This window comes from Kineosporia corallincola (genome assembly GCF_018499875.1).
GTDB classification, from domain to species: domain Bacteria; phylum Actinomycetota; class Actinomycetes; order Actinomycetales; family Kineosporiaceae; genus Kineosporia; species Kineosporia corallincola.
This window is the reverse complement of record NZ_JAHBAY010000013.1, coordinates 183,914-208,950: the sequence shown is the minus strand read 5'-3', so window position 1 is coordinate 208,950 and position 25,037 is coordinate 183,914. Positions and strand designations below refer to the sequence as shown.

Annotated in this window: 25 protein-coding genes; 13 read left to right on the top strand and 12 right to left on the bottom strand. The window is 69.6% G+C overall.

Going from position 1 to position 25,037, the window contains the following annotated elements:
- Window positions 1-6: 6 nt before the first annotated feature.
- From KIH74_RS27665 to KIH74_RS27645, 5 genes are all read right to left on the bottom strand, one after another.
- Complete coding sequence (locus KIH74_RS27665) at window positions 7-627, bottom strand: DUF47 domain-containing protein (RefSeq protein WP_214159289.1); 621 nt, start codon at window positions 625-627, stop codon at window positions 7-9.
- 205 nt (window positions 628-832) lie between these two features.
- On the bottom strand, window positions 833-1,597 hold the full coding sequence (locus KIH74_RS38055) for an alpha/beta fold hydrolase (RefSeq protein WP_214159288.1): 765 nt from the start codon (window positions 1,595-1,597) through the stop codon (window positions 833-835).
- Window positions 1,598-1,599: 2 nt separating this feature from the next.
- Window positions 1,600-2,367: an SDR family oxidoreductase gene (locus tag KIH74_RS27655; RefSeq protein ID WP_214159287.1), complete on the bottom strand. Its 768-nt coding sequence runs from the start codon at window positions 2,365-2,367 to the stop codon at window positions 1,600-1,602.
- Window positions 2,368-2,448: 81 nt separating this feature from the next.
- Complete coding sequence (locus KIH74_RS27650; protein ID WP_214159286.1) at window positions 2,449-3,357, bottom strand: aspartate/glutamate racemase family protein; 909 nt, start codon at window positions 3,355-3,357, stop codon at window positions 2,449-2,451.
- Window positions 3,358-3,592: 235 nt separating this feature from the next.
- Complete coding sequence (locus tag KIH74_RS27645) at window positions 3,593-4,621, bottom strand: ABC transporter substrate-binding protein (protein ID WP_214159285.1); 1,029 nt, start codon at window positions 4,619-4,621, stop codon at window positions 3,593-3,595.
- A 265-nt stretch (window positions 4,622-4,886) separates the two neighbouring features.
- On the opposite strand from KIH74_RS27645, the gene KIH74_RS27640 reads away from it, so the two are divergent.
- Window positions 4,887-6,254 carry an FAD-dependent oxidoreductase gene (locus KIH74_RS27640; RefSeq protein ID WP_214159284.1) on the top strand — a complete coding sequence of 456 codons (1,368 nt, stop codon included), beginning with the start codon at window positions 4,887-4,889 and terminating at the stop codon, window positions 6,252-6,254.
- A 64-nt stretch (window positions 6,255-6,318) separates the two neighbouring features.
- On the opposite strand, the gene KIH74_RS27635 is transcribed toward KIH74_RS27640, so the two are convergent.
- Complete coding sequence (locus KIH74_RS27635; RefSeq protein ID WP_214159283.1) at window positions 6,319-7,482, bottom strand: NAD(P)/FAD-dependent oxidoreductase; 1,164 nt, start codon at window positions 7,480-7,482, stop codon at window positions 6,319-6,321.
- Window positions 7,483-7,580: 98 nt separating this feature from the next.
- Between KIH74_RS27635 and KIH74_RS27630 the strand changes: the two genes are divergently transcribed.
- The 4 genes from KIH74_RS27630 to KIH74_RS27615 all read left to right on the top strand — a co-directional run bounded on the left by KIH74_RS27630 (window position 7,581) and on the right by KIH74_RS27615 (window position 10,668).
- The gene (locus KIH74_RS27630) at window positions 7,581-8,126 is read left to right on the top strand and encodes a type 1 glutamine amidotransferase domain-containing protein (protein ID WP_214159282.1); all 546 of its coding nucleotides are present in this window, start codon (window positions 7,581-7,583) and stop codon (window positions 8,124-8,126) included.
- Between the two features lie 280 nt (window positions 8,127-8,406).
- Window positions 8,407-8,658: a DUF1272 domain-containing protein gene (locus KIH74_RS27625; protein WP_214159281.1), complete on the top strand. Its 252-nt coding sequence runs from the start codon at window positions 8,407-8,409 to the stop codon at window positions 8,656-8,658.
- A gap of 85 nt (window positions 8,659-8,743) precedes the next feature.
- On the top strand, window positions 8,744-9,910 hold the full coding sequence (locus KIH74_RS27620; protein WP_214159280.1) for an acyl-CoA dehydrogenase family protein: 1,167 nt from the start codon (window positions 8,744-8,746) through the stop codon (window positions 9,908-9,910).
- A complete protein-coding gene (locus KIH74_RS27615) occupies window positions 9,910-10,668 on the top strand; it encodes an SDR family oxidoreductase (protein WP_214159279.1) in 759 nt (252 codons plus the stop codon). The genes KIH74_RS27620 and KIH74_RS27615 overlap by 1 nt, the downstream gene beginning before the upstream one ends.
- Before the next feature lie 119 nt (window positions 10,669-10,787).
- On the opposite strand, the gene KIH74_RS27610 is transcribed toward KIH74_RS27615, so the two are convergent.
- Window positions 10,788-11,423 carry a hypothetical protein gene (locus KIH74_RS27610; RefSeq protein ID WP_214159278.1) on the bottom strand — a complete coding sequence of 212 codons (636 nt, stop codon included), beginning with the start codon at window positions 11,421-11,423 and terminating at the stop codon, window positions 10,788-10,790.
- A gap of 298 nt (window positions 11,424-11,721) precedes the next feature.
- On the opposite strand from KIH74_RS27610, the gene KIH74_RS27605 reads away from it, so the two are divergent.
- Window positions 11,722-12,840, top strand: a complete 1,119-nt coding sequence (locus KIH74_RS27605) for an LLM class flavin-dependent oxidoreductase (protein WP_214159277.1) — start codon at window positions 11,722-11,724, stop codon at window positions 12,838-12,840.
- A 3-nt stretch (window positions 12,841-12,843) separates the two neighbouring features.
- Window positions 12,844-13,452, top strand: a complete 609-nt coding sequence (locus KIH74_RS27600) for an FMN reductase (protein ID WP_214159276.1) — start codon at window positions 12,844-12,846, stop codon at window positions 13,450-13,452.
- Window positions 13,453-13,463: 11 nt separating this feature from the next.
- Here the strand turns inward: KIH74_RS27600 and KIH74_RS27595 are convergent, their stop codons facing one another.
- A complete protein-coding gene (locus tag KIH74_RS27595) occupies window positions 13,464-14,342 on the bottom strand; it encodes an SDR family oxidoreductase (RefSeq protein WP_214159275.1) in 879 nt (292 codons plus the stop codon).
- A gap of 77 nt (window positions 14,343-14,419) precedes the next feature.
- On the opposite strand from KIH74_RS27595, the gene KIH74_RS27590 reads away from it, so the two are divergent.
- Together KIH74_RS27590 and KIH74_RS27585 are read left to right on the top strand one after the other, a co-directional pair.
- Entirely contained in the window at window positions 14,420-15,052 is a 633-nt protein-coding gene (locus KIH74_RS27590; protein WP_214159274.1) for a TetR/AcrR family transcriptional regulator, read from the top strand.
- A complete protein-coding gene (locus KIH74_RS27585; RefSeq protein WP_214159273.1) occupies window positions 15,049-15,381 on the top strand; it encodes a YnfA family protein in 333 nt (110 codons plus the stop codon). The genes KIH74_RS27590 and KIH74_RS27585 overlap by 4 nt, the downstream gene beginning before the upstream one ends.
- On the opposite strand, the gene KIH74_RS27580 is transcribed toward KIH74_RS27585, so the two are convergent.
- The 4 genes from KIH74_RS27580 to KIH74_RS27565 form a co-directional block, all read right to left on the bottom strand.
- Window positions 15,359-16,246, bottom strand: a complete 888-nt coding sequence (locus KIH74_RS27580; RefSeq protein ID WP_214159272.1) for a DMT family transporter — start codon at window positions 16,244-16,246, stop codon at window positions 15,359-15,361. The genes KIH74_RS27585 and KIH74_RS27580 overlap by 23 nt on opposite strands.
- Before the next feature lie 47 nt (window positions 16,247-16,293).
- Window positions 16,294-17,406 carry a fatty acid desaturase family protein gene (locus KIH74_RS27575; RefSeq protein WP_214159271.1) on the bottom strand — a complete coding sequence of 371 codons (1,113 nt, stop codon included), beginning with the start codon at window positions 17,404-17,406 and terminating at the stop codon, window positions 16,294-16,296.
- 298 nt (window positions 17,407-17,704) lie between these two features.
- The gene (glpK, locus tag KIH74_RS27570) at window positions 17,705-19,243 is read right to left on the bottom strand and encodes a glycerol kinase GlpK (protein ID WP_308114021.1); all 1,539 of its coding nucleotides are present in this window, start codon (window positions 19,241-19,243) and stop codon (window positions 17,705-17,707) included.
- Window positions 19,244-19,247: 4 nt separating this feature from the next.
- Entirely contained in the window at window positions 19,248-20,015 is a 768-nt protein-coding gene (locus KIH74_RS27565; RefSeq protein WP_214159270.1) for an IclR family transcriptional regulator, read from the bottom strand.
- Window positions 20,016-20,146: 131 nt separating this feature from the next.
- On the opposite strand from KIH74_RS27565, the gene KIH74_RS27560 reads away from it, so the two are divergent.
- The 4 genes from KIH74_RS27560 to KIH74_RS27545 all read left to right on the top strand — a co-directional run bounded on the left by KIH74_RS27560 (window position 20,147) and on the right by KIH74_RS27545 (window position 25,031).
- On the top strand, window positions 20,147-21,016 hold the full coding sequence (locus tag KIH74_RS27560; RefSeq protein ID WP_214159269.1) for an MIP/aquaporin family protein: 870 nt from the start codon (window positions 20,147-20,149) through the stop codon (window positions 21,014-21,016).
- A gap of 3 nt (window positions 21,017-21,019) precedes the next feature.
- Window positions 21,020-22,534: a glycerol kinase GlpK gene (gene glpK, locus KIH74_RS27555; protein WP_214159268.1), complete on the top strand. Its 1,515-nt coding sequence runs from the start codon at window positions 21,020-21,022 to the stop codon at window positions 22,532-22,534.
- 2 nt (window positions 22,535-22,536) lie between these two features.
- Entirely contained in the window at window positions 22,537-24,243 is a 1,707-nt protein-coding gene (locus tag KIH74_RS27550; RefSeq protein ID WP_372492136.1) for a glycerol-3-phosphate dehydrogenase/oxidase, read from the top strand.
- 125 nt (window positions 24,244-24,368) lie between these two features.
- Complete coding sequence (locus KIH74_RS27545) at window positions 24,369-25,031, top strand: hypothetical protein (protein ID WP_214159266.1); 663 nt, start codon at window positions 24,369-24,371, stop codon at window positions 25,029-25,031.
- Window positions 25,032-25,037 lie beyond the last annotated feature (6 nt).

Below are 25,037 nucleotides of genomic sequence, written 5' to 3'. Positions count from 1 at the left end.
ACGTTCTCAGGACTCCTTGACCGCGATCGTCTCGACGTGGTGCGAGACCAGCTCGAAGGCGTCCGCGGCGTCTTCCAGGGCGTCGATCACCTCGCGCACCTTGAGCAGTTCCAGCGGCTCGTAGGCGCCGGAGAAGAGCTCGGCCAGCATGTCGCGGTAGACCTCGTCGGCATCGTTCTCCAGCCGGTTGATCTCGACCCAGTACTCCTCCAGGCCCTTCATGGTGTGCAGGCCGGGCAGCGCCGCCGCGGTGATCGCGGCCTGTTCACGCAGCACCGAGAGCTGGGTCTCCACGCCGTCGGGCAGCCGGGACGGGTTGGCCAGCACCACCATGTCCGCGGCCGCCTCCATGTTGTCCATGACGTCGTCCAGCGCCGAGGCCAGGGCGTAGATGTCCTCGCGGTCGAAGGGCGTGACGAAGGTGCTGTTCAGCTTGCGCATGGTGGCATGCACGATGTCGTCGCTCGCGTGCTCGGCGTCGCGCACCTTGACCAGCCGGTCGGCCCGGTCCTCCGGGCCTGACATGATCACGGCCTCCAGCAGATCCGCGCCGGTGACCAGCGCGTTCCCGGCCTGGACCAGCAGGTCGATGATCGTCGTGTCTCTCGGCGTCAGTCTGAGCCGCATCCGTGCACCTCCGGTGTCGGCGCCCGACTGTAGTCACTCACGACACCTGGCGCTCACCGGGGTGACACCGCGCGCTCAGGCGCCGTTCACCCCGCTGTTCACCCGCCCTTCCCCTGACGTCCCCGAACCGCCCGGCAGAAGGCGCGCCGAACGTCCACCGAACTTTCAACCGAACGTTCACAGGTACCCCGAGAACCCCGAAACGTCAGCGGAACAGGTGCCGCCGGATCGCCTGGAGCACGGCGGCGGGCTGGTCGACCGGGGCCAGGTGCGCGGCCTGCGGCACCACCACCAGGTCGGCGCCCGGGATGCCGGCGGCCAGCTCCTGCGCCGACGCGACCGGCGTGGCCAGGTCGTCGGCCCCGGCCACCACCCGGGTGGGGCAGCGCACCCGGCCCAGCTCCGCGCGGGAGTCGAACGCGGCCAGGGCCTCGCAGCAGGCCGCGTACCCCTCCGGGTCCAGGGCGGTCTGGGCCTGGAGCAGTTCCCGGCCCAGCGGCGGCACCGGCACGTCGGGCGCGAACCAGCGGCCCCGGGCCAGGTCGGGCAGGAAACCGGTGCCCTCGGCCCGCACCCGGTCCGCCCGGTCCAGCCAGGGCCGGGGGCTGTCGCCGAAAGTGGCCGAGGTGCAGACCAGCACGAGCCGGTTCACCCGGTCCGGGTGGTCGATCGCGAGCTGCTGCCCCAGCGCCCCGCCCATCGAGAGGCCGCAGTAGTCGAAGGTGTCCACGCCCAGCCCGTCGAGACCGCGCAGCAGCCCCTCGGCCAGCCCGGCCACCGTGTAGGGCCCCTTCTCGGCGGGCTCGCCGAAGTGGCCCGGCAGGTCGAAGCGGATCACCCGGAAGTCCTGCACCAGGCCGGGGATCTGTGGTGACCAGACCCGCCCCGAGGTGCCGATCGAGGGCCCCAGCACGAGCGGTGGGGCCTGCCGGTCGCCGTCCACGGTGAAGGACATCAGCGGCGTCGGCATGATCAGATGCCCGTCATCAGCCCGCCGTCGACCTGGAGGCTCACCCCGGTCACGTACGAGGCCGCGGGCGAGAGCAGGAACACCGCGGCGGCGGCGAACTCGTCCGGCTCGCCGTAGCGGCCCGCCGGGATCTTCGTGCCCCACTCCTGCCTGATCTGGTCGACCGACAGCCCGGAGCGCTCCGACCGGCCGCTGTCGAGCTGTTCCACCCGGGCGGTCGCGATCCGGCCGGGGATCAGCTGGTTCACCCGCACCTCCGGTGCCCAGCTCTTGCTCAGCGACTTGGCCAGGGCGGCCACGCCGGAGCGGAACACGCTGGACAGGATCAGGTCGTCGGACGGTTCCCGCACCTGGCTGGAGGTGCAGAACAGCAGGCTGCTCTCCCCCTTGATCAGGTGCGGCCGGGCCGCCCGGGCCAGCCGCACCGCCGGGCGCAGGAGCAGGTCGAACCCTAGCTGCCAGTCGTCGTCATCGGTTTCGTCGAAGCCCTTGGCCGGCGGGCCGCCGGTGTTGATCACCACGCCGTTGAGGCCGTCGAACCGGGAGGCCGCGTCGCGCACCCAGCCGGTCACCGCGGCGCCGTCGGTCAGGTCGACGGGGCGGCCGGTGGCGGTGCCGTTGACCCCGCCCTCGTTCAGCGCCGTGACCGCCTTCTCGACGCGCTCGGCGGTGCGCCCGCAGATCGACACGTCGTGCCCCGCCAGCACCAGCTGCCGGGCGATCGCGTGCCCGAGGCCCGATGTGGCCGCCGCGACCAGGTATCCACCCATGGTTCTCTCCTCCAGCGCCGATCCGCGTTCCCCCGACCGTACCCACCGGCCCTGTGCCAGATCGCGGCAGGCGTCACCGGCTCACTGGTGGACCTGCCGCGAACCGTACTGCGGCCGGCCGTGTCCCGGGGTGCCGTAACCGGGCGTGCTGTAGCCGGGCGTGCCGTGCCCCGGCGTGCCGGACCCGTACTCACGGGCGGGCTCCTGCCCGTACCCCTGCGACCCGTACCCCTGCGACCCGTACCCCTGGGACCCGTAGTCCTGGGAGTAGCTCGGCGCATACTGCGGCTCCGCGGCCGGCAGCGCCGCGGGCGCGGGTGGTGCGGCGGGGGTGCGCGTCAGCCGCGGGAAGTCGGCCAGGGCCTGGGCAGCCATCGCCAGCCCGGCGGCACACGGCTCGATCACCGGCACCCCGAGCTCGTCGGCCAGCGGGTCCCGCAGATGGGCCAGCCCGGCGCTGCCCAGGATGACCGCCTCGGCCCCCCGCCGCCCGGTGAGTTCCCGGGCGGCCGTGAGCACGGCGTTCGCGGCGTCACGCCCGTTCAGGTCCAGCGAGCCGCGCCCGATCGCCAGGTCGGCGACCACCCGGCCGCTCACCCCCAGCCGGGCCCAGTACAGCTCGTGCCGGAAGGTCGCCATCGGCAGGGTGCTCACCACACCGATGCGCCGGGAGTGGGCCATGGCCGAGAGCAGCGCGGCCTCGGCGATCCCGATCACCGGCACCGGGGCGGCGGCCCGCAGCTCGTCCACCCCGACGTCGGAGAAACAGCCCACCACGTAGGCGTCGGCCCGGTGCTGCCCCGCGGTGGCCAGCATCGGGTTGAGCGCGACCCGGGCGTCGTCGTCCGACTCGATCACCCGGGGCCCGCCGTACGAGGTGACGGCGGTGGCGGTGACACCCCACAGCTGGGCCGTCTGGTCCAGCGACGCCTGGATTCCCGCGGTGATCTCCGCCGAGCTGGTCGGGTTGATGACGACGACATGAGGCATGCGGCAGTCCGTTCACGACGAGGTGCGGGCGCCGGCCCGCGCCCGGGCCCAACAAAGTACGGCGCGACCCATCAAAGCGCGCATAAGTCTCAGCTGACACTCAAGTCACTCATAGGACATGACCGCCCTTGTGCTTGAGGGAGTGCGGTTTTCCGCCGTGCCACCCCCGTCGCCCGAGGGTTGTTCGACCCGCCGAGAATCCGGCCAGATCCGCATTTCGTTATCCGGGCGGAGCTCAGGGCAGGTAAGGCGTCGACGGTAGGTACTCGGTCGTGTACACCGAGCTCATCTCCGGCGCCTCGTCGATCGCCCGGCCCTTGAGCAACACGTCCACCGTCGCCGCCCAGGAGTGGTCGTTCATGCTCAGGTAGCCGTTCTTCCGCTGGAAGCCGCCGGCCCAGTACCCGGCCAGCGACTTCAGTTCCTGGGCCGTGATTTTCTCGTCGATGTCCGGGTAGGTCTTCTTCATCAGCTTCACGGCGTCGGCCTGGTGACTCGCGGCCCACTCCATGCCGCGCGCGTAGACGTCCACGAAAGCCCGCACCGCCTGAGGGTTCTTCTGGGCGAAGTCGGTGTTGACGTCGAGCACCTGGCCGATCACGCCGAGCTCCTTCGAGTACGGCACGAGCACCGGCGCCTCGCCGAACTCCTTCTCCGCCTCCAGCGGGGCCAGGGTGAGGAAGTCCGGGAAGCAGTCGACGACGCCCTGATACAGCAGATCCGGCCCGGCCTCGGCGGAGACCTCGGTGACCTTGCCGGTGAGCTGGTTCCGGTCGCGCCAGATCTGCCAGACCACGTCGTCGGCGTCGGAGCTCGCGGTGGCCAGCTTCCGGTCCAGCAGCGTCTTCGGTACCCCGTCCTTGACCCCCGAGTCGGGGTTGCAGACCAGACCGCCCAGGGCCACCGGCTGCACCAGCCCGACCGACTTCACCGGCAGACCGCGGGCCTGGTCGACCAGGAGCTCGACGCCGCCGCCGACGGTCATGTCGTGGTTCCCGGCGCCGACCGACTCCAGCTGGTCGATCGCACCGCCGGGGGTGGTGGCGACCTTCACCCCGGCCTCCTCGAACCAGCCCTCCGCCAGTCCCTTCAGCACGGGCAGGTCCGCCGAGGTCGGCGTCCAGTCGTAGATCCAGCGCACCGTGGTCACACCGCCACCGGCCACCTGCACACTGCCCGCACTCTCACTCTTTCCACAGGCGGCCAGGGCCGTGGTGAGAAGGACGGTGACAACGACGGCCCGACCGGCCGGCTTCCGGTTCATGCGCTCGCTCCTGCTGCTTCATCCAAGGTGCGGGAGGGGCCGGTGGGACCGGCGGAGCGCCGACGATAGCGGACATTCACCTGCGAAAATAGGCAGACGGTTTCAGCCCGGTAACTTTCCGTCAGATGTCGGCCGAAGCGCCGATCAAGGGCGTGTGGACGACGAAAACCTCGAAGGATCCGGCCTCGTTACGCATTGGATACAAAATACGTGACGATTCTCATGTTGCCATTTCCTATAGGATCAAGGTTAGGGTGACCTAACCATGACTGAGCAGACTTCATCCCCCCGTCCGCTGCGCATCGGGGTGATCGGTGCGGGCCCCGCGGGCATCTACGCCGCAGACATCCTGACCAAGTCCGAGGTCCCCGTCGAGATCGACGTGATCGAGCGACTTCCCGCCCCGTACGGTCTGGTCCGTTACGGCGTGGCCCCCGACCACCCGCGCATCAAAGAGATCATCAAGGCCCTGCGCCGGGTGCTGGACCACGACAACATCCGCTTCATCGGCAACGTCAACTACGGCACCGACATCCAGCTCGAAGACCTGCGGTCGCACTACGACGCCGTCATCTTCGCCACCGGTGCCTTCGCCGACCGCGACCTCGACATCCCGGGCGTCGACCTCGACGGCAGCTACGGTGCCGCCGACTTCGTCTCCTGGTACGACGGCCACCCGGACGTGCCGCGCGAGTGGCCGCTGACCGCGCAGAGCGTGGCCGTGCTGGGCGCCGGCAACGTGGCGCTCGACGTGGCCCGGGTGCTCTCCAAGACCGCCGACGAGATGCTGGTCACCGAGATCCCGGAGAACGTCTACCAGGGGCTGAAGGCCAATCAGGCCACCGACGTCCACGTGTTCGCCCGGCGCGGTCCGGTGCAGGTCAAGTTCTCGCCGCTGGAGTTGCGCGAACTGGCGCACTCCCCCAACGTCGACGTGGTCGTGCACCCCGAGGGCTTCGAGTTCGACGAGGCCTCGATGCGCGCCGCGAACGAGGACAAGCACGTCAAGCAGGTCATGAAGACCCTGAACGCCTGGGTCGGCAAGGACCCGACGGGCAAGATCCACCGCCTGCACATCCACTTCCTCGAGGCCCCGGTCGAGATCCAGGGCGAGGACGGCAAGGTGGTGGGCCTGCGCACCGAGCACATGGAGCTCACCGGTGACGGATCGGTGCGCGGCACCGGCGAGTTCACCGACTGGCCGGTGCAGGCCGTCTACCGCGCCGTCGGTTACCGCAGCTCCTCGCTGCCCGGCATCCCGTTCGACGACTCGCGTCACGTGATCAGCAACGACGGCGGCCGGGTGCTCGACGTCGACGGCAACCAGGTCGAGGGCCTGTACTGCACCGGCTGGATCAAGCGTGGCCCGGTCGGCCTGATCGGTCACACCAAGAGCGACGCCAGCGAGACGGTTTCGCACATCCTGAAAGAGGTTTCGCCCGACGCCCCGGCGCCGAGCGGCATCGACATCACCACGCACCTGGAACTGCGGGGCGTCAACTACACCACCTGGGCGGGCTGGGACCTGCTGGACGCGCACGAGGTGAAGCTCGGCGAGCCGCACAGCCGTGAGCGCATCAAGGTGGTCGAGCGTGAGGACATGGTCCGGATCAGCCGCGAGCTGCTCGACTGATCATCCCTCGTGAGAGAAGGGCCCCGGCGGGTTGGCGCCGGGGCCCTTCTTTTTCGGGTCGTCCTCAGCTGAGCAGATCGAACGCCTTGTCGTAGTTCTCGTCCGCCAGATGGGTGAGGACGCCGACACAGGTGCCGTTCTCGTCCTCGTACCAGACGGTGAAGGCCTCGCCGTCGCCCTCCTCGAACAGGGCCTCCAGGTACCCGTCGCCCCAGGCCGCGTGCTTCAGCCAACGGTCACCGATCTGGCTCCAGAACCCGGGCGGGTCGGTCCATTCCGCGTCCTGGCTGCCGGCGGCGGTGCGCCCGGCGATCTTGCCCATCACCTCGGCGTCGAACCAGTGCTCGACCGAGAGGTGGCGGGCCGCAGTGGTGTTGAGGGCGTAGGCGACGTCACCGGCGGCGAACACCCCGTCCGCGCTCGCCCGCATGTGCGAGTCCACCACGATGCGGCCGTCCTCCAGCTCCAGGCCGGCCGCGGCGGCGAGCTCGGTGGCCGGCCGCACCCCGGCGGCGACCAGCACCTGGTCGGCGCTCACGTCGTCCTTGCCCTCGATCCGCACGGTGAAACCCGCACCGGTGCTCTCGAGGGCCGTCACGGTGGCGTCGGTGACCAGCCGGATGCCGTCGCCGGTCAGCCAGCCCGCGATCCGGGCCGCGGCGTCCTCGCCCAGCCGGGCCTCCTGCGGCGCGTAGTCACTGGTCACCAGCACCACGTCGAGCCCGAGCCGGCGCAGCGACGAGGCCGCCTCGCAACCGATGAAGCCGGAGCCGATCACCGCGACCGTTTTCGCGCCCGCCACGGCCTGTTTCAGCCGGCGACCGTCTTCCAGGGTGCGCAGGCGCAGCAGCGAGCTCTCGTCGCCGCCCGGCACCGGCAGGTCGACGGGGTTCGACCCGGTGGCGAAAACCAGCGAGGTGTAGGTGAATCCGGAGCCGTCACGGGTGTCCACCCGCTTCGCCGCGGTGTCCACCGCCACCGCCCGGTCATGGGCCCAGGTGACCTCCAGGCTCGCCAGCTCCCCCTCCTCGAGCAGGCCGAGCTCGTCCTCCGGCTTGTCGCCCCGGAGGAAGTCCTTCGTCAGCGGCGGACGGTCGTAGGGCGAGTCCGGGTCGGCGGAGAGCACGACCACCCGGCCCTTGCCCCCCTCCTCCCGGTAGGCGCGCACGGCGCCGAGCCCCGCCGGGCCCCCGCCGATCACCAGCAGATCCACCACCTGGTCAGTCATACCCGTCATCCTCGCGCGCATCTCGGCCTGCGCAACCGTCGCCCCAGCAGCAGTCTCTAACTCGTGACCTCAGGACACACGCGGTAAGGAGTTTCACTGTGTCACTTTCCGGAAAGAAGATCGCCTTCCTGGTCGCCGACGAGGGCGTGGAGCAGATCGAGCTCACCGATCCCTGGCAGGCCGTGCAGAAGGAGGGCGGCCGGCCGGTGCTGGTGGTCGGCAGCGACAGCCCGACCGTGCAGGGCTTCAACCACCTGGACAAGGCCGACACCTTCGACGCCGACCTGTCCGTCGACCGGGCCGGGGTGGAGGACTACGACGGCCTGGTGCTGCCCGGCGGCGTGGCCAACCCCGACGCCCTGCGCACCAACCCGCAGGCCGTGACGTTCGTGAAGGCCTTCCTCGACGCCGGCAAGCCGGTCGCCGCGATCTGCCACGCCCCCTGGACGCTGATCGAGGCCGACGCCGTGCGCGGCCGCACCCTGACCTCCTGGCCGAGCCTGCGCACCGACCTGGGCAACGCCGGGGCGCAGTGGGTGGACCAGGAGGTCGTGGTCGACACGAAGGGCCCGGGCCCGCTGATCACCAGCCGCCGGCCCGACGACCTCCCGGCCTTCTCGAAGGCCCTGGCCGAGGCCTTCTGACCCCTCCTCCGTGATCATGCGGTTCGTCTCCGAGGGGATGAATCGCATGATCACGACGAAGGGGACAGTGCTCACCCTCTGAAACCAGAACTACTTTGCGTGAGTTCAGAATTCTTTCAGTTCCGGCCGCGACCCTCCGCCGCACCACCGGCACGAAGAGTGCCACGCACGCGTCGATCTGACCCTAATGACCCGAAACCCGGCCGTGATCACGGGACTACGTAAAGAGAGCATTATCGGGGCCGAAAATCCGTGTCCTGGAGCGTGTTAGCGTCCGATCATGCTTGAGCTGCGGCCTAACTGCGAATCCTGCGACCAGGATCTGGCGACCGACTCGCCGGACGTCTGGATCTGCTCCTTCGAGTGCACCTGGTGCACCGACTGCGCTGCGTCCTTCGCTGACAATGCGTGTCCGAACGACAAGGGCAACCTGGTCTCCCGCCCGATCCGGACTGCGGAGAAGCTGACCGAGTTCCCGGCGTCCACCACCCGTGTGCACAACCCGGAGCTCCAGGTCGCCAAGGTCGGTTAGTCCCGGTCTGTTCGTCGTCCTCAAGCAGTGACCTGAACCCACTGAAGCGGCATACTGGGAGCCGTCGCTTCAGTGGGGAGGTGCCGTGCCAGCGGATCGTGTCGTGCCGACCGCCGAGGCCGCAGACCTCATCGTCCTCACCCGGCAGCTCGCCCAGCGAGAGCTGGCACCGCTGGTCGACGCCCACGAGGCGCACGAGACCTTTCCCCGCGACACCTTCCGCATCCTCGGCCGGGCCGGCCTGCTGAGCCTGCCCTACCCGGAGCGGTACGGCGGCGGCGAGCAGCCCTACGAGGTGTACCTCCAGGTGCTCGAAGAGATCGCCACCGTCTGGGCCAGCGTCGGCGTCGGGGTCAGCGTGCACGTCCTGTCCTGCTTCGGGCCGGCCGAGTTCGGCACCCCGCAGCAGCAAGAGCAGTGGCTGCCCGGCCTGTTCGGCGGCGAGCTGCTCGGCGCCTACTGCCTGTCCGAGCCGCACGCCGGTTCCGATCCGGCGGCGATGCGCACGAAAGCCGTTCGGCAGGGCGACGACTACCTGCTCAACGGCGTGAAGGCGTGGACCACCCACGGCGGCCACGCCGACTTCTACAAGATCATGGCCCGCACCGGTGACGGCATCTCCTGCTTCCTGGTGCCCGCGGAAACCGCCGGCCTGGAGGCGGATCCGCCCGAGCGCAAGATGGGCCTGACCGCCTCGCACACCACCGCGATCCGGCTCACCGACGTGCGGGTGCCGGTGGAACGGCGCATCGGCGCCGAGGGCGAGGGTCTGCGAATCGCCCTGCGCGGCCTGGACTCCGGCCGGCTGGGCATCGCGGCGGTGGCCACCGGCCTGGCTCAGGCCGCCCTCGACGCCGCGGTGGCCTACGCCCGGCAGCGCGAGACCTTCGGCCGGGCCATCATCGACCACCAGGGTCTGGGCTTCCTGCTCGCCGACATGGCCGCAGCGGTCGAGACCTCGCGCGCCGCCTACCTTTCCGCCGCCCGCCGCCGCGATCTCGGTCTGCCGTTCACCCGGCAGGCCGCCATCGCCAAGCTGGTGGCCACCGACAACGCGATGCGGGTGACCACCGACGCCGTACAGGTGCTGGGCGGGGTCGGCTACACCCGGGACTTCCCGCTGGAGCGCTACATGCGCGAGGCGAAGGTGATGCAGATCTTCGAGGGCACCAACCAGATCCAGCGGATGGTGATCGGGCGGTCCCTCGCCAGGGAAGAGAAGGGCACCATCCGGACAGCGGAAGGATCCTGATGCAGATCGCGAACACCGCGGCCGTCGTCACCGGGGCGGCCTCGGGGCTGGGCCATGCCACCGCGACCGCTCTGGCGGCCGGCGGGGCCAGGGTTTTCGGGTTCGACCTGGAGACGGCGGTGGAGAAGGCACCCGCCGTGGAGGGGGTGACCTACCTGGCCGTCGACGTCACCGACCCGGACTCCGTGGAGGCCGCCGTGGCCGTCGCCGCCTCTTCCGGCCCACCCCTGCGCAGCGTCGTGAACTGTGCCGGGATCGGCGTGGCGGCAAGGATTCTGGGCAAGCGTGGGCGGCACGACATCGCGCTCTACGCCAAGGTGATCCAGGTGAACCTGGTCGGCACCTTCACCGTGCTGACCTACGCCGCCGAGCGGATCGCGCAGACCGAGGCGGACGCCGACGGTCAGCGCGGCGTGATCGTGAACACCGCCTCGGTGGCCGCTTTCGAGGGGCAGGTGGGTCAGGCCGCGTACTCGTCGTCGAAGGGTGGCGTGGCCGGGCTGTGCCTGCCGGCCGCCCGTGACCTGGCGCAGTACGGCATCCGGGTGAACACCATCGCCCCGGGCACGATCGAGACCCCGATGCTGGCGGGCGTCACCGAGGAGTACCTGGCCGGGCTGGCCGAGGCGGTGCCGTTCCCGAAACGGCTGGGCCGGCCGGACGAGTACGCCAGGCTCGCCCTGATGCTGATCGACCACGACTACATCAACGGCGAGACGGTGCGGATGGACGGCGCCATCCGGATGCCCCCGCGTTGATCCGGCGGAATCCGCGCTGATCCGGATTCCCCGCGCTGATCCGGAGGAATCCGGCCGCATGCGGCGGCGCCCGCGTCGTCCACCATTTTTGCCGGAGGACGACGCGGGCGCGGCTACTTCTACAGGCTGACGGCGAAGAGCGACCCGGCGTCGTCGGGGGCCTGGGCCCCCGGGCGCAACGAGGCGGTGACCGCGAAGTGGCCGGGCGCGGCCAGCGGCCCGAACCCGGCGGCGCGGATCGCGGCGGCCGGGACGCCCTGTTCGAGGCTCATGACCGGCATGCCGGTCTCGTCGACCGCCGGCAGGGCGGCGTCGAGCAGGGCGGCCAGCACGTCGTCGTCACCGGGCTGGTGCAGCGGCATCAGCAGCCAGTGCGTCTCGGGAGCGCCGGCCAGGGCGGCCAGCTGGGTGATGTCGGTGTCGTCGGGCTGACCCGGCGCCAGGCCGAGCTGGAGCTTGAGGGCACCTTCGAGCTCACCCGGTGGCAGCACCGGCGGGAGCAGCACCACGGCGGCCCTGACCTGGTCGTTCTCGTCGGCCACCCAGAACTCGCCGTGCTCCAGACCGACATGCGTGAGCATCAGCCGGGTGGCCGAGGTCAGGTCGTCGTCGGAGACCCCACCGGGCAGCGGCCAGTCGGCCAGCGACGGTGCGCGGAGCATGCGGGACACGGCGGGGATGTCGACGAGCCGGGCACGACGCACGGTCCAGGCGCGCGGGGACTGCACGACAGGAGCCGTTCGTGACTCACTCATGTCTGGATAACTACTGGTGCGTGCATCGGAGTTCCACACTTCGACCTTGTTCACCATCTGTACGTCCGTCCGTTCACTACCGCGCCCGGGTCGAACCGGCCCCCTCCTCGGGGGGACCGGCCTCCGGGCACGGCGAGGAACGCTAGCCGACCCGGTCACGACGCGCCCGCCATGAACCGGGCGTGCCTCGGAAAGCACCGGGGAATGACTGACGGCACCAAGTAGTTGCTCAGTCAACGATCCATTGGAGAGGATGTCACCAGCAGTGGTGACATCCAGCCTGAGCAGGGAGTTCGTGATGCAGTTCGGAGTTTTCTCGGTCGGGGACGTCACGCCGGACCCCACGACGGGCCAGGAGCCGACCGAACGCGAGCGGATCAAGGCGATGGTCCGCATCGCCCAGAAGGCCGAAGAGGTGGGTCTGGACGTCTTCGCGGCGGGCGAGCACCACAACCCGCCGTTCGTGCCCTCCTCCCCCACCACGATGCTCGGCTACATCGCGGCGACCACCGAGAAGATCATCCTGTCCACCTCCACCACGCTGATCACCACGAACGACCCGGTGAAGATCGCCGAGGACTACGCGATGCTCCAGCAGCTCGCCGACGGCCGCGTCGACCTGATGATGGGCCGCGGCAACACCGGCCCGGTCTATCCCTGGTTCGGCCAGGACATCCGGCAGGGCATCCCGCTGGCGATCGAGAACTACTCGCTGCTGCACCAGCTGTGGCGCGAGGACGTGGTCGACTGGGAGGGCAAGTTCCGCACCCCGCTCAAGGGCTTCACCTCCACGCCGCGCCCGCTCGACGGCATCCCGCCGTTCGTCTGGCACGGCTCGATCCGCAGCCCCGAGATCGCCGAGCAGGCGGCCTATTACGGTGACGGCTTCTTCCACAACCACATCTTCTGGCCGGCCGAGCACAGCGCCCGCATGGTGCAGTTCTACCGGCAGCGCTTCGCGCACTACGGCCACGGCACGCCGGAGCAGGCCATCGTCGGCCTGGGCGGGCAGTTCTTCATGCGCAAGAAGTCGCAGGACGCGGTGAAGGAGTTCCGCCCCTACTTCGACAACGCGCCGGTCTACGGGCACGGTCCCTCGATGGAGGACTTCACCTCGCAGACCCCGCTGACCGTCGGCAGCCCGGAGCAGGTCATCGAGCGCACTCTCGGTTTCCGCGACTACGTGGGCGACTACCAGCGCCAGCTGTTCCTGATCGACCACGCCGGCCTGCCGCTGAAGACCGTGCTGGAGCAGCTCGACCTGCTCGGCGAGATCCTGCCCACCCTGCGTCAGGAGTTCGCGGCCCGGCGCGCGCCGGGCACGCCCGACGCGCCGACCCACGCGTCCCTCAAAGCGCGCAGGGACGACGCGAAGACCGCAGAAGAGTCCACCCCTCTCGTGACCGTCGGGGAGTAGTCCATGACATCGCTGGTCGTGATCAGCGCCGGCCTGAGCCAGCCGTCGTCCACCCGGCTGTTGGCCGACAAGCTCAGCACCGCAGTGGTTTCCGCCCTCGGCACGCCGGTCGAGGTGACCGTGCTGGAGCTGCGCGACCTGGCGCACGACATCACGAACAACCTGCTCACCGGCTTCCCGCCGCCGGCGCTGTCGGCCGCGGTGGCCACGGTCACCGCGGCCGATGCCCTGATCGCCGTGACCCCGATCTTCAGCGCGTCGTACAGCGGCCTGTTCAAGTCGTTCTTCGACGTGCTCGACCCGGACGCGCTCGACGGCAAGCCGGTGCTGATCGCCGCCACCGGTGGTTCGGCCCGGCACTCGCTGGCACTGGAACACGCGGTCCGGCCGCTGTTCAGCTACCTGCGGGCGGTCGTGGTGCCGACGGCGGTGTACGCGGCCAGCGAGGACTGGGCATCCACGGGCGACGGGGAACTGGCCGGGCGGGTCACCCGCGCCGCGGGTCAGCTGGCGGCGCTGGTGTCCGGCAGCCCCTCGTCGTCCACCGGTTCGAAAGATCCCTTCGCCCAGGTGATCCCGTTCGCGGAGATGCTGAAGGCGCAGGGCCGCTAGACCGGGGACGCTCAGGCGAAGTAATGCCCCTGCTCCAGATCCGCGATCAGGCCCGGGTGCTGCGGGTTCCAGCCCAGCAGCTCCCGGGTCTCATCGTTGGGCATGGTGAAATCGATGCGCACGAAGGGGAATCCGGCGAAGTGCCGGTCCACCTCCTCCTGCGGGATGCTCACGGTGGGCAACCCCAGGCGCCGGCCGATCACCTCGGCGATCTGCCGTAGCGGCACCCCGGCCTCGGTGGCCGCGTACAGCTGCGCGCCGGCGGGCGCCTTCTCCACGGCCAGCCGGTACAGCGTGGCCAGGTCCCGGGTGTGGGCGGCCGGCCAGGTGTTGGCGCCGTCCCCGGGATATCCGGAAACCCCTGTGCGACGGGCGATCCCGATCAGCATCGGGATGAATCCGTGCCGGTCCAGGTCGCTGTGGGTGACCGGCGGGACGGCGAAGGTGGCAGCCCGCACGCCCTGCCGCGCGTAGTCCACGATCAGCCGGGTGACCTGACTGCGCGGGTTGGTGTCGATCGTGGCGTTGTAGGCCGCGTCGGCCGCGCGCTGCATCCCGATGCCGAACAACCCCTTTCCGGTGCCGATCAGGGCGTCACCCAGGGCCTTCACGTGAATCAGGTCCTGCGCCACGGCCCCGGCGAAGTCGCCGCTCATCATCAGCTCGTTACCGAAGGCCAGATGGATCACGGCGTCCGCCTCACCGGCCGCCTCGCGCAGCAGATCGAGGTCGTCGAGCGAGCCACGCCGCACACCGGCCCCCGCCTCACGCACCTTCTTCTCCGCGGCGTCCGAGCGGGCGAGCCCGAAAACCTCGTGCCCACCGGCAATCAGCTCCGGCAGCACCGCCGAGCCGATGTGGCCGCTGGCTCCCGTGACGAATACGCGCATGACGTCCTCCTTGACGTGACCGAGTAACATGACTCTAGCACTGCGATGTTACTCAGTCACGTCACTAAGCTGTCCGCATGGGCCGCTGGGAACCGAACACACGCCTCAAGCTGATCGACGCGGCCGTGGAGCTGTTCGCCGCCGACGGTTACGAGAGCACCACCGTCGCGCAGATCGCGGCCCGGGCCGGGGTGTCGAAAATGACCTTCTTCCGGCACTTCAGCGACAAGCGTGAGGTGTTGTTCGCCGGTCAGGCCGAGCAGGAGCAGATGATGCGGGAGGCCGTGGCCGCCGCCCCGGCCGGCGCGGGTGCGTTCGAGCCGGCCGCCGCGGCCGTCGTGAGTGTGGCGCAGATGTTTCCCGACGAGCGGCGGGAACCGACCGCCCGGATCCTGGCCGTCATCGGCTCGCACGACGACCTGCGGGAGCGAGCGGCCTTCAAGCGGGCGCACCTGACGCGGATGCTGGAGGAGTCGCTGATCGCCCGCGGTGTTCCGGCCGCCGCCGCGGGAGTCGCCGCCGACCTGGTGAGCCGGGCCCTGCACGAGGCCATGGCCCGCTGGGCCCGGCCGGGCGCCCCGGACAACCTGGCCGAGACCACCCGGCAGGTGCTGGACGAGCTCACGGACGCCGTGGCGGAGCTGGCCTCGGAGTCTTCCCGGGCGGACCGCTCGATCGTGGCCGGCACGCCCAGTCGGGGCGCCCGATGAGCGTCGCCCGCTCGCTGCTGCTCTTCGTGCTGGCCGCGGTCGCCGAGATCGGCGGGGCCTGGCTGGTCTGGCAGGGACTGCGCGAGCACCGGGGCTGGCTGTGGGTGGGGGCCGGAGTGGTCGCCCTCGGCCTCTACGGCGCGGTGGCCACCTTGCAGCCCGACGCCGAATTCGGCCGCATCCTGGCCGCTTACGGCGGGATCTTCATCGTCGGGTCGCTGGCCTGGGGTGCCGCCCTGGACGGCTACCGCCCCGACCGCTACGACCTGGCCGGGGCGGCGATCTGCCTGCTCGGGGTCTCGGTGATCATGTACGCGCCGCGTTCCTGAGGACGTCGCCGTCACCCGCGCGCTCGTCGTCCTCCCGGGCCAGGAACGCCACCCCGGTGAGCACCATGACCAGGCCGATCACCTCCAGCACCAGCAGCACCGGCCCGGAGCTGGGTGCCTCGTTGAACACCAGGATGCCGAAGGTGACGGCGATGACCGGGTTGATCACGTTGAGCACCGGCAGCGAGCTGGACAGCGGCGCCCGGTTGTAGGCGTACTGATTGCTCAGGAACCCGGCAGCACCGAGCCCGGCGAGCGCATAGATCGGCCAGGTGGTCAGCGCCGCCCAGACGCTGACGGACGACGTCACCACTTTGATCATCGAGGCGATCATGCCGAAGATCAGGCCGCCGGCGACGCCCATCAGCAGCCCGGCCCGCTGGGTGGCGGTCTTGGTCGCCAGCCACCAGATCGCGGCCGCGAGCAGACCCGCGACCGCCACGAACACCAGGGCCGACGTGGCACTGAAGTCGGGCGAGCTCTCGCTGCTGTGCGCACCGACGAGGAACACGGCGATGCCGGCCGCGACCACCACCACCCAGGCCATCAGCCGGGGCCGGGGCCACCGGCGGTCGAGGAACGCCCGGAAGACGAACGCGAACACCAGGCCGGTGACCACGATCGGCTGCACCACCGCGAGCGACCCCAGGGCCAGGGCCACCGAGTGCAGGCCCAGACCGGCCAGACTGGCGCCGATGCCGGCCAGCCACTTGGGCTGGGTGGCCAGGTGCCGCAGCAGGTGCAGCAGCCCGGCAGCGCCTCCCGGACCCTCGGGGGCCCGGGAGGCGCTGTGGTGCATCAGTGCGGTGGACGCGCCGAAGGCGATCGCGTCCAGGAACGCGACCAGGATGGCGGGCGCGTTCACCGTTCGGTCACGTGCATCTCATGGCTCTCTCGAAGATCGGGCCCGGCTCAGGAGGCGGTCGGGCCGGTCACCACGGGCGGACCGCCGTCGGTCTGCCCCAGTTCTCTCAGCCGTCGGTAGTGGCTGACGGTGGCCGCGGTCAGGGTGGGGTACTCGACGTGCGGCAGGCCGGACGCCTTGACCACCTTGGCCACGACGGTGTCGTGCAGTTGCGGCAGCTGGTAGCGCGGGGCCACCGGCTTGAGGTGGTGGGCCAGGTGATGGGTCATGCCGCCGGTGAGCCAGCGCATCGGCAGGCTGGTGGTGTTGAACGACGCCGTGGTGGCGACCAGATGCCGGGACCAGTCCTTGGGTGCGGGCTGCTCGCTGGGCGCGTACAGGCCTTCGTTGATGTGCCCGACCACCAGCACGACGGCGGCCTGCACGGCCCCCAGGCTCATCGCCACCATGAAGTAGAGCGCGAACTTTCCCGCGCCCAGCAAGTACACGTACGGCGCGATCACGACCGCCCAGAAAGCCTTCTCGAACAGCCACTGACCCAGCCGCACCCGGAACGGGGGCACCTCCAGGCCGACGATGTTGCCCTTGCGCACGTAGGTGATCTGGCTGTCCAGCTCGCCGACCCAGGCGAACGCGTAGAGGAACCAGGCATAGAGGTGCTGGTAGCGGTGGATCGGCTTGCGCTCGATGCCCTGGTGCATGCGCACCGTGGTGTTGCGGGTGGGCTCGTCGATCGGGAACACCTGCGAGGACCGGTGGTGCACCCGGTGCTTCAGCGTCCAGTGCTGCACGAAGAAGCCCAGCGGGATGGCGGTCTGGGTGGCGAACACGTTGGGCCAGACCTTGCGGGCGAAGCGGTGGTGACCGGCGTCGTGCAGGATGGTCAGGGTGCCGGTGGCGAAGGTCAGGCTGAGCGGCAGGGCGGCCAGCAGCAGGTAGGGCCAGCTCGGTGCGATCAGCGCGACCAGCAGCATCTGCCCGTGGTTGAGCAGGCCGATCGCGGCCCAGTCCCGCCAGGGTTCGCCACGGTGCCGGTCGCTGCGGCGGGTGGAGAGTTTTCTGGTGACCCCGAGTTTGCGTGTGCCGCCGGAAGACTCCGTGTCTTCCCGCCCCGCACGCCGCTCGGACCGCCGCTCGAATCGCGAAGTGATGATGGTCATGAGTGCCTCATAGCCGGTCTGCGCCTCCGTTTTCGCCGCGCGGGTCCCCCCGTGGGCCCCGCGAACGCCTGGCTGACTGCATGGCTGATGGTGCCGCCTGATCACCTCAGATCAGGCTGACCTAACCTTACTGCCCCCACCCTCGGGATTCCCCTCCCCGACAAGCCCGGAATTGTTGCCACCGATCGCCGGAACGGTATCAATTCGCTACTCCGGAAACCTCTCAGGAATCCCCCTGACCCACCCCTGATCCCTGTGGTGGCCAAGAGTTCACACGCCGGTCCTGCGTTGTTCGGCACTAGAAGGCGGTGAGCGGTGGCCGCCGGGCATCTCCCACCTTGTTGGTCCAGTCCAGCGTGAGTTCGACCGCGTAGGTCCAGTTCCGGTACTCGGACTCGCGGCGCGTGCCCTCCATCTGCGGCACCCATTCGGCGGCCAGGTGCCAGTTGCGGCGCAGCCCCTCCAGGTCGGACCAGTAGCCGACGGCCAGCCCGGCCGCGTAACCCGCTCCGAGGGAGACGGTCTCGGCCACCATCGGCCGTACCACCGGCACGTCGAGCACGTCGGCGACGAACTGCATCAGCAGGTTGTCGGAGGTCATCCCGCCGTCCACCTTCAGCGCCCTGAGCCGCAGCGAGGAGTCGGCGTTCATCGCGTCCAGCACCTCGCGGGTCTGCCAGCCGGTCGACTCCAGCACCGCCCGGGCCAGGTGACCCTTCGTGATGTAGCTGGTCAGGCCCGCGATCACGCCCCGGGCCTCGGGCCGCCAGTGCGGCGCGAACAGACCGTAGAAGGCGGGCACGATGTAGCAGCCGCCGTTGTCGTCGACCGTGCGCGCCAGGGTCTCGATCTCGGCCGCGCTGGAGATCAGGCCCAGCCCGTCGCGGAACCACTGCACCAGCGAGCCGGCGATCGCGATCGAGCCCTCCAGCGCGTAGTGCGCGGGCTCCCCGGCCACCTGGTAGGCCACCGTGGTGAGCAGTCCGTGTGTCGAGGCGACCAGCTCGGTTCCGGTGTTCAGCAGCAGGAAACTACCTGTGCCGTAGGTGCATTTGGCCTCGCCGGCGGAGAAGCAGGTCTGCCCGAACAGGGCTGCCTGCTGATCGCCCAGCGCCGCCGCGATCGGCACCCCGGCGAGCGGGCCGTGCCCCGTGCCGTAGGTCTCCAGCGAGCCGCGGATGTCCGGCAGGATCGCGGCCGGGATGCCGAAGAACTCCAGAAGCTCCGGATCCCATTCCAGTGCACGGATGTTCATCAGCAGGGTGCGGCTGGCATTGGTCACGTCGGTGACGTGCACGCCGCCGTCCGGGCCGCCGGTGAGGTTCCAGATCAGCCACGACTCCATGGTGCCCGCCAGCACCTCGCCACGCTCGGCCCGATCGCGCAGCCCCGGCGTCTCGTTCAGCATCCAGCGCAGTTTCGGCGCGCTGAAGTACGACGACAGCGGAAGACCGCTGAACAGCGGGATCTTCCGGGCGCCGGGAGCGCGCGCCATCTCGTCGACCATCGCGTCGGTGCGGGTGTCCTGCCAGACGATGGCGCGACGCACCGGTTTTCCGGTGGCCCTCTCCCAGACCACGATCGTCTCGCGCTGATTCGCGATCCCGACGGCGGCGATGTCCGAGGCGGTGGCGCCGACGTCGCTCAGCACCCGCTTGACCACCTTCTCCACGTTGCGCCAGATCTCCGCCGCATCGTGTTCCAGCCAGCCGGGTTTCGGGTAGTACTGGTGGTGCTCCAGCTGGGCCACGGCGACCAGCTGACCGCCGTGGTCGAAGAGGATCGAGCGGGTGCTCGTCGTCCCCTGGTCGATGGCCATCACGAAACGTGGCTTCACACGATCAAGTCCTCGATGTCGTCAGCTCGCGGCCGATGGTGCGGGCGCACTCCTGCACCAGGGCGAGCAGTCGCGGCCGGGGTGCGCCGGCCGGGTCGCAGATCCGGTCCACCGCACCGTGGATGCCGATCGTGCCCACCACCAGACCGCCCAGGCCGGTCAGCGGGGCCGCCAGACCGGCCAGGTCGAGCTGCCGTTCGCCGCGGTCCACCGCGTAGCCCTGCCGCCGGATCTGGGTCAGCTCCCCCACCAGCAGGCTGCGCGAGGTGATGGTGCGGGGCGTGTAGCGGGTCAGGGTGGGGTCGGTCAGGGTCTGCGCGGCGGCCGGGTGAAAGGCCAGCAGCACCTTGCCCAGCGCCGTGGCGTGGCCGGGGAGCAACGCCCCCACGTCACCCTTCTGGGACGAATGGTCCGGGCGGAACACATAGTGGACGACGCGGGCGTCGCCACCCTCCAGCACCGCCACCCGAACGGCCTCACCACTGCGCGCGGCCAGCGGGTCGGCCCAGTTCATGCAGCGCGCCCGCAGCTCGTTCGGGTCCACGTGCCTGCCGCCCAGGGCCGCCAGACCCTCACCGATCAGGTACCTGCCGGTGACCCGGTCCTGGTCCACGAAGCCGACGTCACCCAGGGTTCTGAGGATGCCGTGCACCGTTCCACGGGAGAGCTGAATGGATGAACTGATCTCCGTCAGGCGCAGAGGCGAGGGAGCCGCGGCGAGCAGACGGAGGATCGCGGCGGCACGCTCGATGGACTGGATCGAGCCGGGCATGCGGCCAAGTTAGACCGGTCAACGGATGTTCGACAATGTCGACGGACGAGCGTTGTTGCCTTGGCCTGGGTCTTCATAGCGTCGAAGGACCCGAAACATCGGGGCAACATTCATCAGATGAGGGTGACGCAATGCCAAAGACGGCAAGCGAAACCGGTCAGAAGACCGCAACCGAAACGCCGACCGCCACGGAACTTCCGTCCGCGACCGCCCGGGTCCCCAGCCTGCTGGGTGAACTGGCCGCAGAGTTCTTCGGGACCTTCGTCCTGATCCTCTTCGGTGTCGGTGTCGTGGCCCAGGTCGTGGCCGGCGGGATCGGCGACCACGACAGCATCGCCTGGGCCTGGGGCTTCGGCGTCATGCTGGGTGCCTTCGTCGCCGGCAAGATCAGCGGCGCCCACCTGAACCCGGCGCTGACCATCGCACTCGCCGCCTACCAGGGCTTCCCCTGGAAAAAGGTCGCCCCCTACGCCCTGGCCCAGACGCTGGGTGCCTTCGTGGCGGCTCTGGTCGTGCGCTGGAACTACACCGACCTGATCGCCATGGTCGACCCCGGCCACACGGTCAAGACCCAGGGCATCTTCAGCACCCTGCCGGGCAACGGCGACCTGCCGATCGGCACCGGTGGCGCCCTGCGCGACCAGATCATCGGCACGGCCATCCTGGTCTTCGTCCTGTTCGCGCTCTCCGACGTGCGCAACGCGCCGCCGATGGCCAACCTCGCGCCGTTCATCGTCGGCCTGCTGGTCGTCGCGATCGGCATGGCCTGGGGCTCCCTGGCCGGCTACGCCATCAACCCGGCCCGTGACTTCGGCCCGCGTCTGGCGTCCTTCATCACCGGCTACGGCCAGGCGATGCGAGATCAGAACGGTGACTTCTTCTTCTGGGTCCCGATCGTCGGCCCGATCATCGGCGCGCTCGTCGGTGGTGCTCTGTACAAGTTCGGTCTCCAGCGGTTCATGCCCCCCGCCCCCGCCGTCGCTCAGGCAAAGGAGCTCTAAGTCATGGCAGATCTCGTCGGTGCGATCGACCAGGGCACCACGTCGACCCGGTTCATGCTCTTCGACCACGAGGGCAACGAGCGCGGCAAGCACCAGCTCGAGCACGAGCAGATCATGCCCCACGCGGGCTGGGTGGAACACAGCCCGGTGGAGATCTGGGAGCGCACCCGCTCGGTCATGACCAACACCCTCAACGGGCTCGGTCTCCAGGCCTCCGACCTGGCCGCGCTGGGCATCACCAACCAGCGTGAGACCACGGTGGTCTGGAACAAGAAGACCGGTCGCCCGTACTACAACGCGATCGTCTGGCAGGACACCCGCACCGACCGCATCGCCTCCGCCCTGGAGCGCGAGGGCAAGGGCGACGTGATCCGGCAGAAGGCGGGAATCCCGCCGGCCACCTACTTCTCGGCCGGCAAGATCCAGTGGATCCTCGAGAACGTCCCCGGTGCGCGTGAAGACGCGGAGAAGGGCGACGCGATCTTCGGCAACACCGACAGCTGGCTGGTCTGGAACATGACCGGCGGCGTCAACGGCGGCAAGCACGTCACCGACGTGACCAACGCCAGCCGCACGATGCTGATGAACCTCGAGACCCTGGACTGGGACGACGAACTGCTCGGGTTCTTCAACATCCCGCGCCAGATGCTGCCGCAGATCCGGCCGTCGTCGGAGCCGTCCTGGTACGGCGAGGTGGTCAGCCCCGGTGGCTTCAACGGGGTCCCGATCGCGGGCATCCTCGGTGACCAGCAGGCCGCCATGGTGGGCCAGGTCTGCTTCGCGGCCGGCGAGGCCAAGAACACCTACGGCACCGGCAACTTCCTGCTGCTGAACACCGGTAACGAGCTGGTCCGGTCGAAAAACGGCCTGCTGAGCACGGTCTGCTACCAGTTCGGCGACAACGCCCCGGTCTACGCCCTCGAAGGGTCGATCGCGGTCACCGGCTCGGCCGTGCAGTGGCTGCGCGACCAGCTGGGCATCATCTCCGGCGCCTCCGAGGTCGAGAGCCTGGCGCGCTCGGTCAAGGACACCGGTGGCATGTACTTCGTGCCGGCCTTCTCCGGCCTGTTCGCGCCCTACTGGCGCAGCGACGCCCGAGGGGCGATCGTCGGCATGTCGCGGTACAACACCAATGCGCACCTGGCACGCGCCACGCTGGAATCGATCTGCTACCAGAGCCGCGACGTCTCCGAGGCGATGGAGGCCGACTCCGGGGTGCACGTCGAGGTGCTCAAGGTCGACGGTGGGGTCACCGCCAACGAGCTGTGCATGCAGCTCCAGGCGGACATCCTCAACGTGCCCGTGAGCCGTCCGGTGGTCGCCGAGACCACGGCCCTGGGTGCGGCCTACGCGGCCGGCCTGGCCGTCGGGTTCTGGCAGAACACCGACGAGCTGCGGCAGAACTGGAACGAGTCGAAGCGCTGGACGCCGGAGTGGTCCGACGAGCAGCGCGCCAACGGTTACGCGGGCTGGAAGAAGGCCGTGGACCGGACGATGGGATGGGTGGACGTGGAGTGAGTATCACGCAGGAACCGTTCAGCCCGGCCGGCCGTGAGGCCGCTCTGGCCCGGCTGGCGAGCGAGGAACTCGATGTCCTGGTGATCGGGGGTGGCGTGGTCGGGGCCGGTGCGGCTCTCGACGCCGTCACCCGGGGTCTGAACACCGGTCTGGTCGAGATGCGGGACTACGCGGCGGGCACCTCCAGCCGTTCGACCAAGCTGTTCCACGGTGGCCTGCGCTACCTGGAGCAGTTCAACTTCGCCCTCGTCTTCGAGGCGCTGAAGGAGCGGTCGCTCAACCTGGAGACCCTGGCCCCGCACCTCGTTCACCCGGTGGAGTTCATCTATCCGCTGACCAAGGCGTTCGACCACGCCTACGTGTCCCTGGGCATGGGCGTCTACGACGTCATGGGCTCGGGCCGGGGCGTGCCGCACCACATGCGGTACATGCGCCGGAGCAAGGCGGCCGACTCGTTCCCCTCCGGCAAGCGCTCGCAGATCAGCGGCGCCATCTCGTTCTACGAGGGCCAGGTGGACGACGCCCGTCACACCATGATGATCTCCCGCACGGCAGCGGCCTACGGTGCGGCGATCGCCAACAGCACCCGGGTCGAACGGTTCCTGCGCGAGGACGACCGCGTCGTCGGTGTCGTCGCCCGTGATCTGGAGTCCGGCAAGGAGTTCGAGATCCGGGCCCAGCACGTGATCAACGCGGCCGGGGTCTGGACCGACGAGATCCAGGAGATGGTCGGCGGCCGTGGCTCGTTCCGGGTACGCGCGTCCAAGGGCGTTCACGTCCTGGTGCCGCGCAACCGGATCAACAGCGCGACCGGCATCATCCACCGCACCGAGAAGAGCCTGCTCTTCATCATCCCCCGGGGCGGTCACTGGGTGATCGGCACGACCGACACCGACTGGGACCTGGACCTGGCCCACCCGGCGGCCAGCCAGAACGACATCGACTACCTGCTGGACCACGCCAACGCCCTGCTGGCCGACCCGCTGACCCGCGAGGACGTCGTCGGCGTCTACGCCGGCCTGCGGCCTCTGCTGGCCGGCGAGGACGAGTCCACCAGCACACTCTCCCGGGAGCACGCGGTGGCCAGCCCGGTCCGCGGCCTGACCGTGATCGCGGGTGGGAAGTACACCACCTACCGGATCATGGGTAAGGACGCGGTCGACAACGCGGTGCACGCCATGGACCGCGTCGTCCCCCCGTCGGTCACCGAGAAGATCCCGCTGATCGGGGCCGACGGCTACCACGGGGCCTGGAACAACCGGCACCAGATCGCCAAGCGCACCGGCCTGCGGGTGCACGTGCTGGAGCACCTGCTCAAGCGCTACGGCAGCCTGTACACCCAGGTGCTCGAGCTGATCGACGAGCGTCCGGAACTGGGCGAGCCGCTGACCGGCGGCGAGGAGTACCTGAAGGCCGAGATCGTCTACGCCGCCTCGCACGAGGGGGCACTGCACCTGGACGACATCCTGGCCCGCCGGACCCGGCTGTCGATCGAGGTGCGCGACCGTGGTGTCGACGCCGCCGCGGAGGTCGCCGACCTGGTGGCACCGGTGCTCGGCTGGGGCCCGGAGCAGAAGGCCAAGGAGATCGAGCACTACACCCTGCGGGTGAAGGCAGAGGTCGAGTCGCAGAAGCAGCTCGACGACCAGACCGCCGACGCCGCCCGCCTGGGCGCACCCGACGTGCGGGTGGGCATCCCGAAGGCCTGAATCCAGGCCTGAGCAGCAACGTTTCGCGGCCGGTCCGGACAGATCCCGGGCCGGCCGCGAAATTTGTTCTGAACGATTACCGAAACGCCTGCGGTCCGGGTTGTCCGGCTTCTACCCTCGGCGCCATGATCTCGCTGCGCAATACCGCGGTCGGCATCGCGGCCGCCGCTCTGCTCGCCCCCGTGGCCCTTCTCGGCCCGGCCTCCTCCGCCTCGGCGCAGACCGTTCCGAACTGCGACCTGAGGCCCCGCGGAACAACGTTCGCGTCCACGGCGAAGACCCTCGACTTCGCCGTGCCCTCGGCCACCACCTGGTCGTACGAACTGCCGGGGATCGGCCTGTCGGTCGACAGCGACGACAGCACGGTCAAGGTGGACCCGAAGAAGCTGAAGAACTCCGACGCCCGCGCCCAGGTCGGCACCGTCGAGCGCACCCGCCGCAGTGACGGCGTGGAAGACACCTGCAACGCCACCTGGCGGCTGAAGCGCGCCACCCGGCTGACCGGCGTGAAGGTCACGAAGATCAAGTACGGCCGCAAGATCACCGGCAAGCTGGAGCGCGTCAACTGGGGCAAGAGCCCGAAGAAGCGCTGGAACGCCTACGCCGGCGACACCATCCGGGTCTCCTTCGTGAACGCCCGCGGTCAGTGGCAGGACGCCGGCACGGTGGACGCGGCCAAGGACGGCTCGTTCAAGTTCACCAAGCAGATCGGCAAGCGCAAGTGGCGCCTGTACTTCCAGGGTGACAACTCCTCCGGCGTCACCCCGTACATCACGATCACCGGCTGATTTTCA

Bases quoted from the DNA above. Each gene is read 5' to 3' on its own strand.
- glpK (WP_214159268.1), top strand. From the start codon at position 21,020: ATGGCAGATCTCGTCGGTGCGATCGACCAGGGCACCACGTCGACCCGG.
- KIH74_RS27615 (WP_214159279.1), top strand. From the start codon at position 9,910: ATGCAGATCGCGAACACCGCGGCCGTCGTCACCGGGGCGGCCTCGGGG.
- KIH74_RS27655 (WP_214159287.1), bottom strand. From the start codon at position 2,367: ATGGGTGGATACCTGGTCGCGGCGGCCACATCGGGCCTCGGGCACGCG.
- KIH74_RS38055 (WP_214159288.1), bottom strand. From the start codon at position 1,597: ATGCCGACGCCGCTGATGTCCTTCACCGTGGACGGCGACCGGCAGGCC.
- KIH74_RS27600 (WP_214159276.1), top strand. From the start codon at position 12,844: ATGACATCGCTGGTCGTGATCAGCGCCGGCCTGAGCCAGCCGTCGTCC.
- KIH74_RS27610 (WP_214159278.1), bottom strand. From the start codon at position 11,423: ATGAGTGAGTCACGAACGGCTCCTGTCGTGCAGTCCCCGCGCGCCTGG.
- KIH74_RS27605 (WP_214159277.1), top strand. From the start codon at position 11,722: ATGCAGTTCGGAGTTTTCTCGGTCGGGGACGTCACGCCGGACCCCACG.
- KIH74_RS27645 (WP_214159285.1), bottom strand. From the start codon at position 4,621: ATGAACCGGAAGCCGGCCGGTCGGGCCGTCGTTGTCACCGTCCTTCTC.
- KIH74_RS27640 (WP_214159284.1), top strand. From the start codon at position 4,887: ATGACTGAGCAGACTTCATCCCCCCGTCCGCTGCGCATCGGGGTGATC.
- KIH74_RS27575 (WP_214159271.1), bottom strand. From the start codon at position 17,406: ATGACCATCATCACTTCGCGATTCGAGCGGCGGTCCGAGCGGCGTGCG.
- KIH74_RS27590 (WP_214159274.1), top strand. From the start codon at position 14,420: ATGGGCCGCTGGGAACCGAACACACGCCTCAAGCTGATCGACGCGGCC.
- KIH74_RS27585 (WP_214159273.1), top strand. From the start codon at position 15,049: ATGAGCGTCGCCCGCTCGCTGCTGCTCTTCGTGCTGGCCGCGGTCGCC.
- KIH74_RS27665 (WP_214159289.1), bottom strand. From the start codon at position 627: ATGCGGCTCAGACTGACGCCGAGAGACACGACGATCATCGACCTGCTG.
- KIH74_RS27650 (WP_214159286.1), bottom strand. From the start codon at position 3,357: ATGCCTCATGTCGTCGTCATCAACCCGACCAGCTCGGCGGAGATCACC.
- KIH74_RS27545 (WP_214159266.1), top strand. From the start codon at position 24,369: ATGATCTCGCTGCGCAATACCGCGGTCGGCATCGCGGCCGCCGCTCTG.
- KIH74_RS27565 (WP_214159270.1), bottom strand. From the start codon at position 20,015: ATGCCCGGCTCGATCCAGTCCATCGAGCGTGCCGCCGCGATCCTCCGT.
- KIH74_RS27595 (WP_214159275.1), bottom strand. From the start codon at position 14,342: ATGCGCGTATTCGTCACGGGAGCCAGCGGCCACATCGGCTCGGCGGTG.
- KIH74_RS27635 (WP_214159283.1), bottom strand. From the start codon at position 7,482: ATGACTGACCAGGTGGTGGATCTGCTGGTGATCGGCGGGGGCCCGGCG.
- KIH74_RS27625 (WP_214159281.1), top strand. From the start codon at position 8,407: ATGCTTGAGCTGCGGCCTAACTGCGAATCCTGCGACCAGGATCTGGCG.
- KIH74_RS27560 (WP_214159269.1), top strand. From the start codon at position 20,147: ATGCCAAAGACGGCAAGCGAAACCGGTCAGAAGACCGCAACCGAAACG.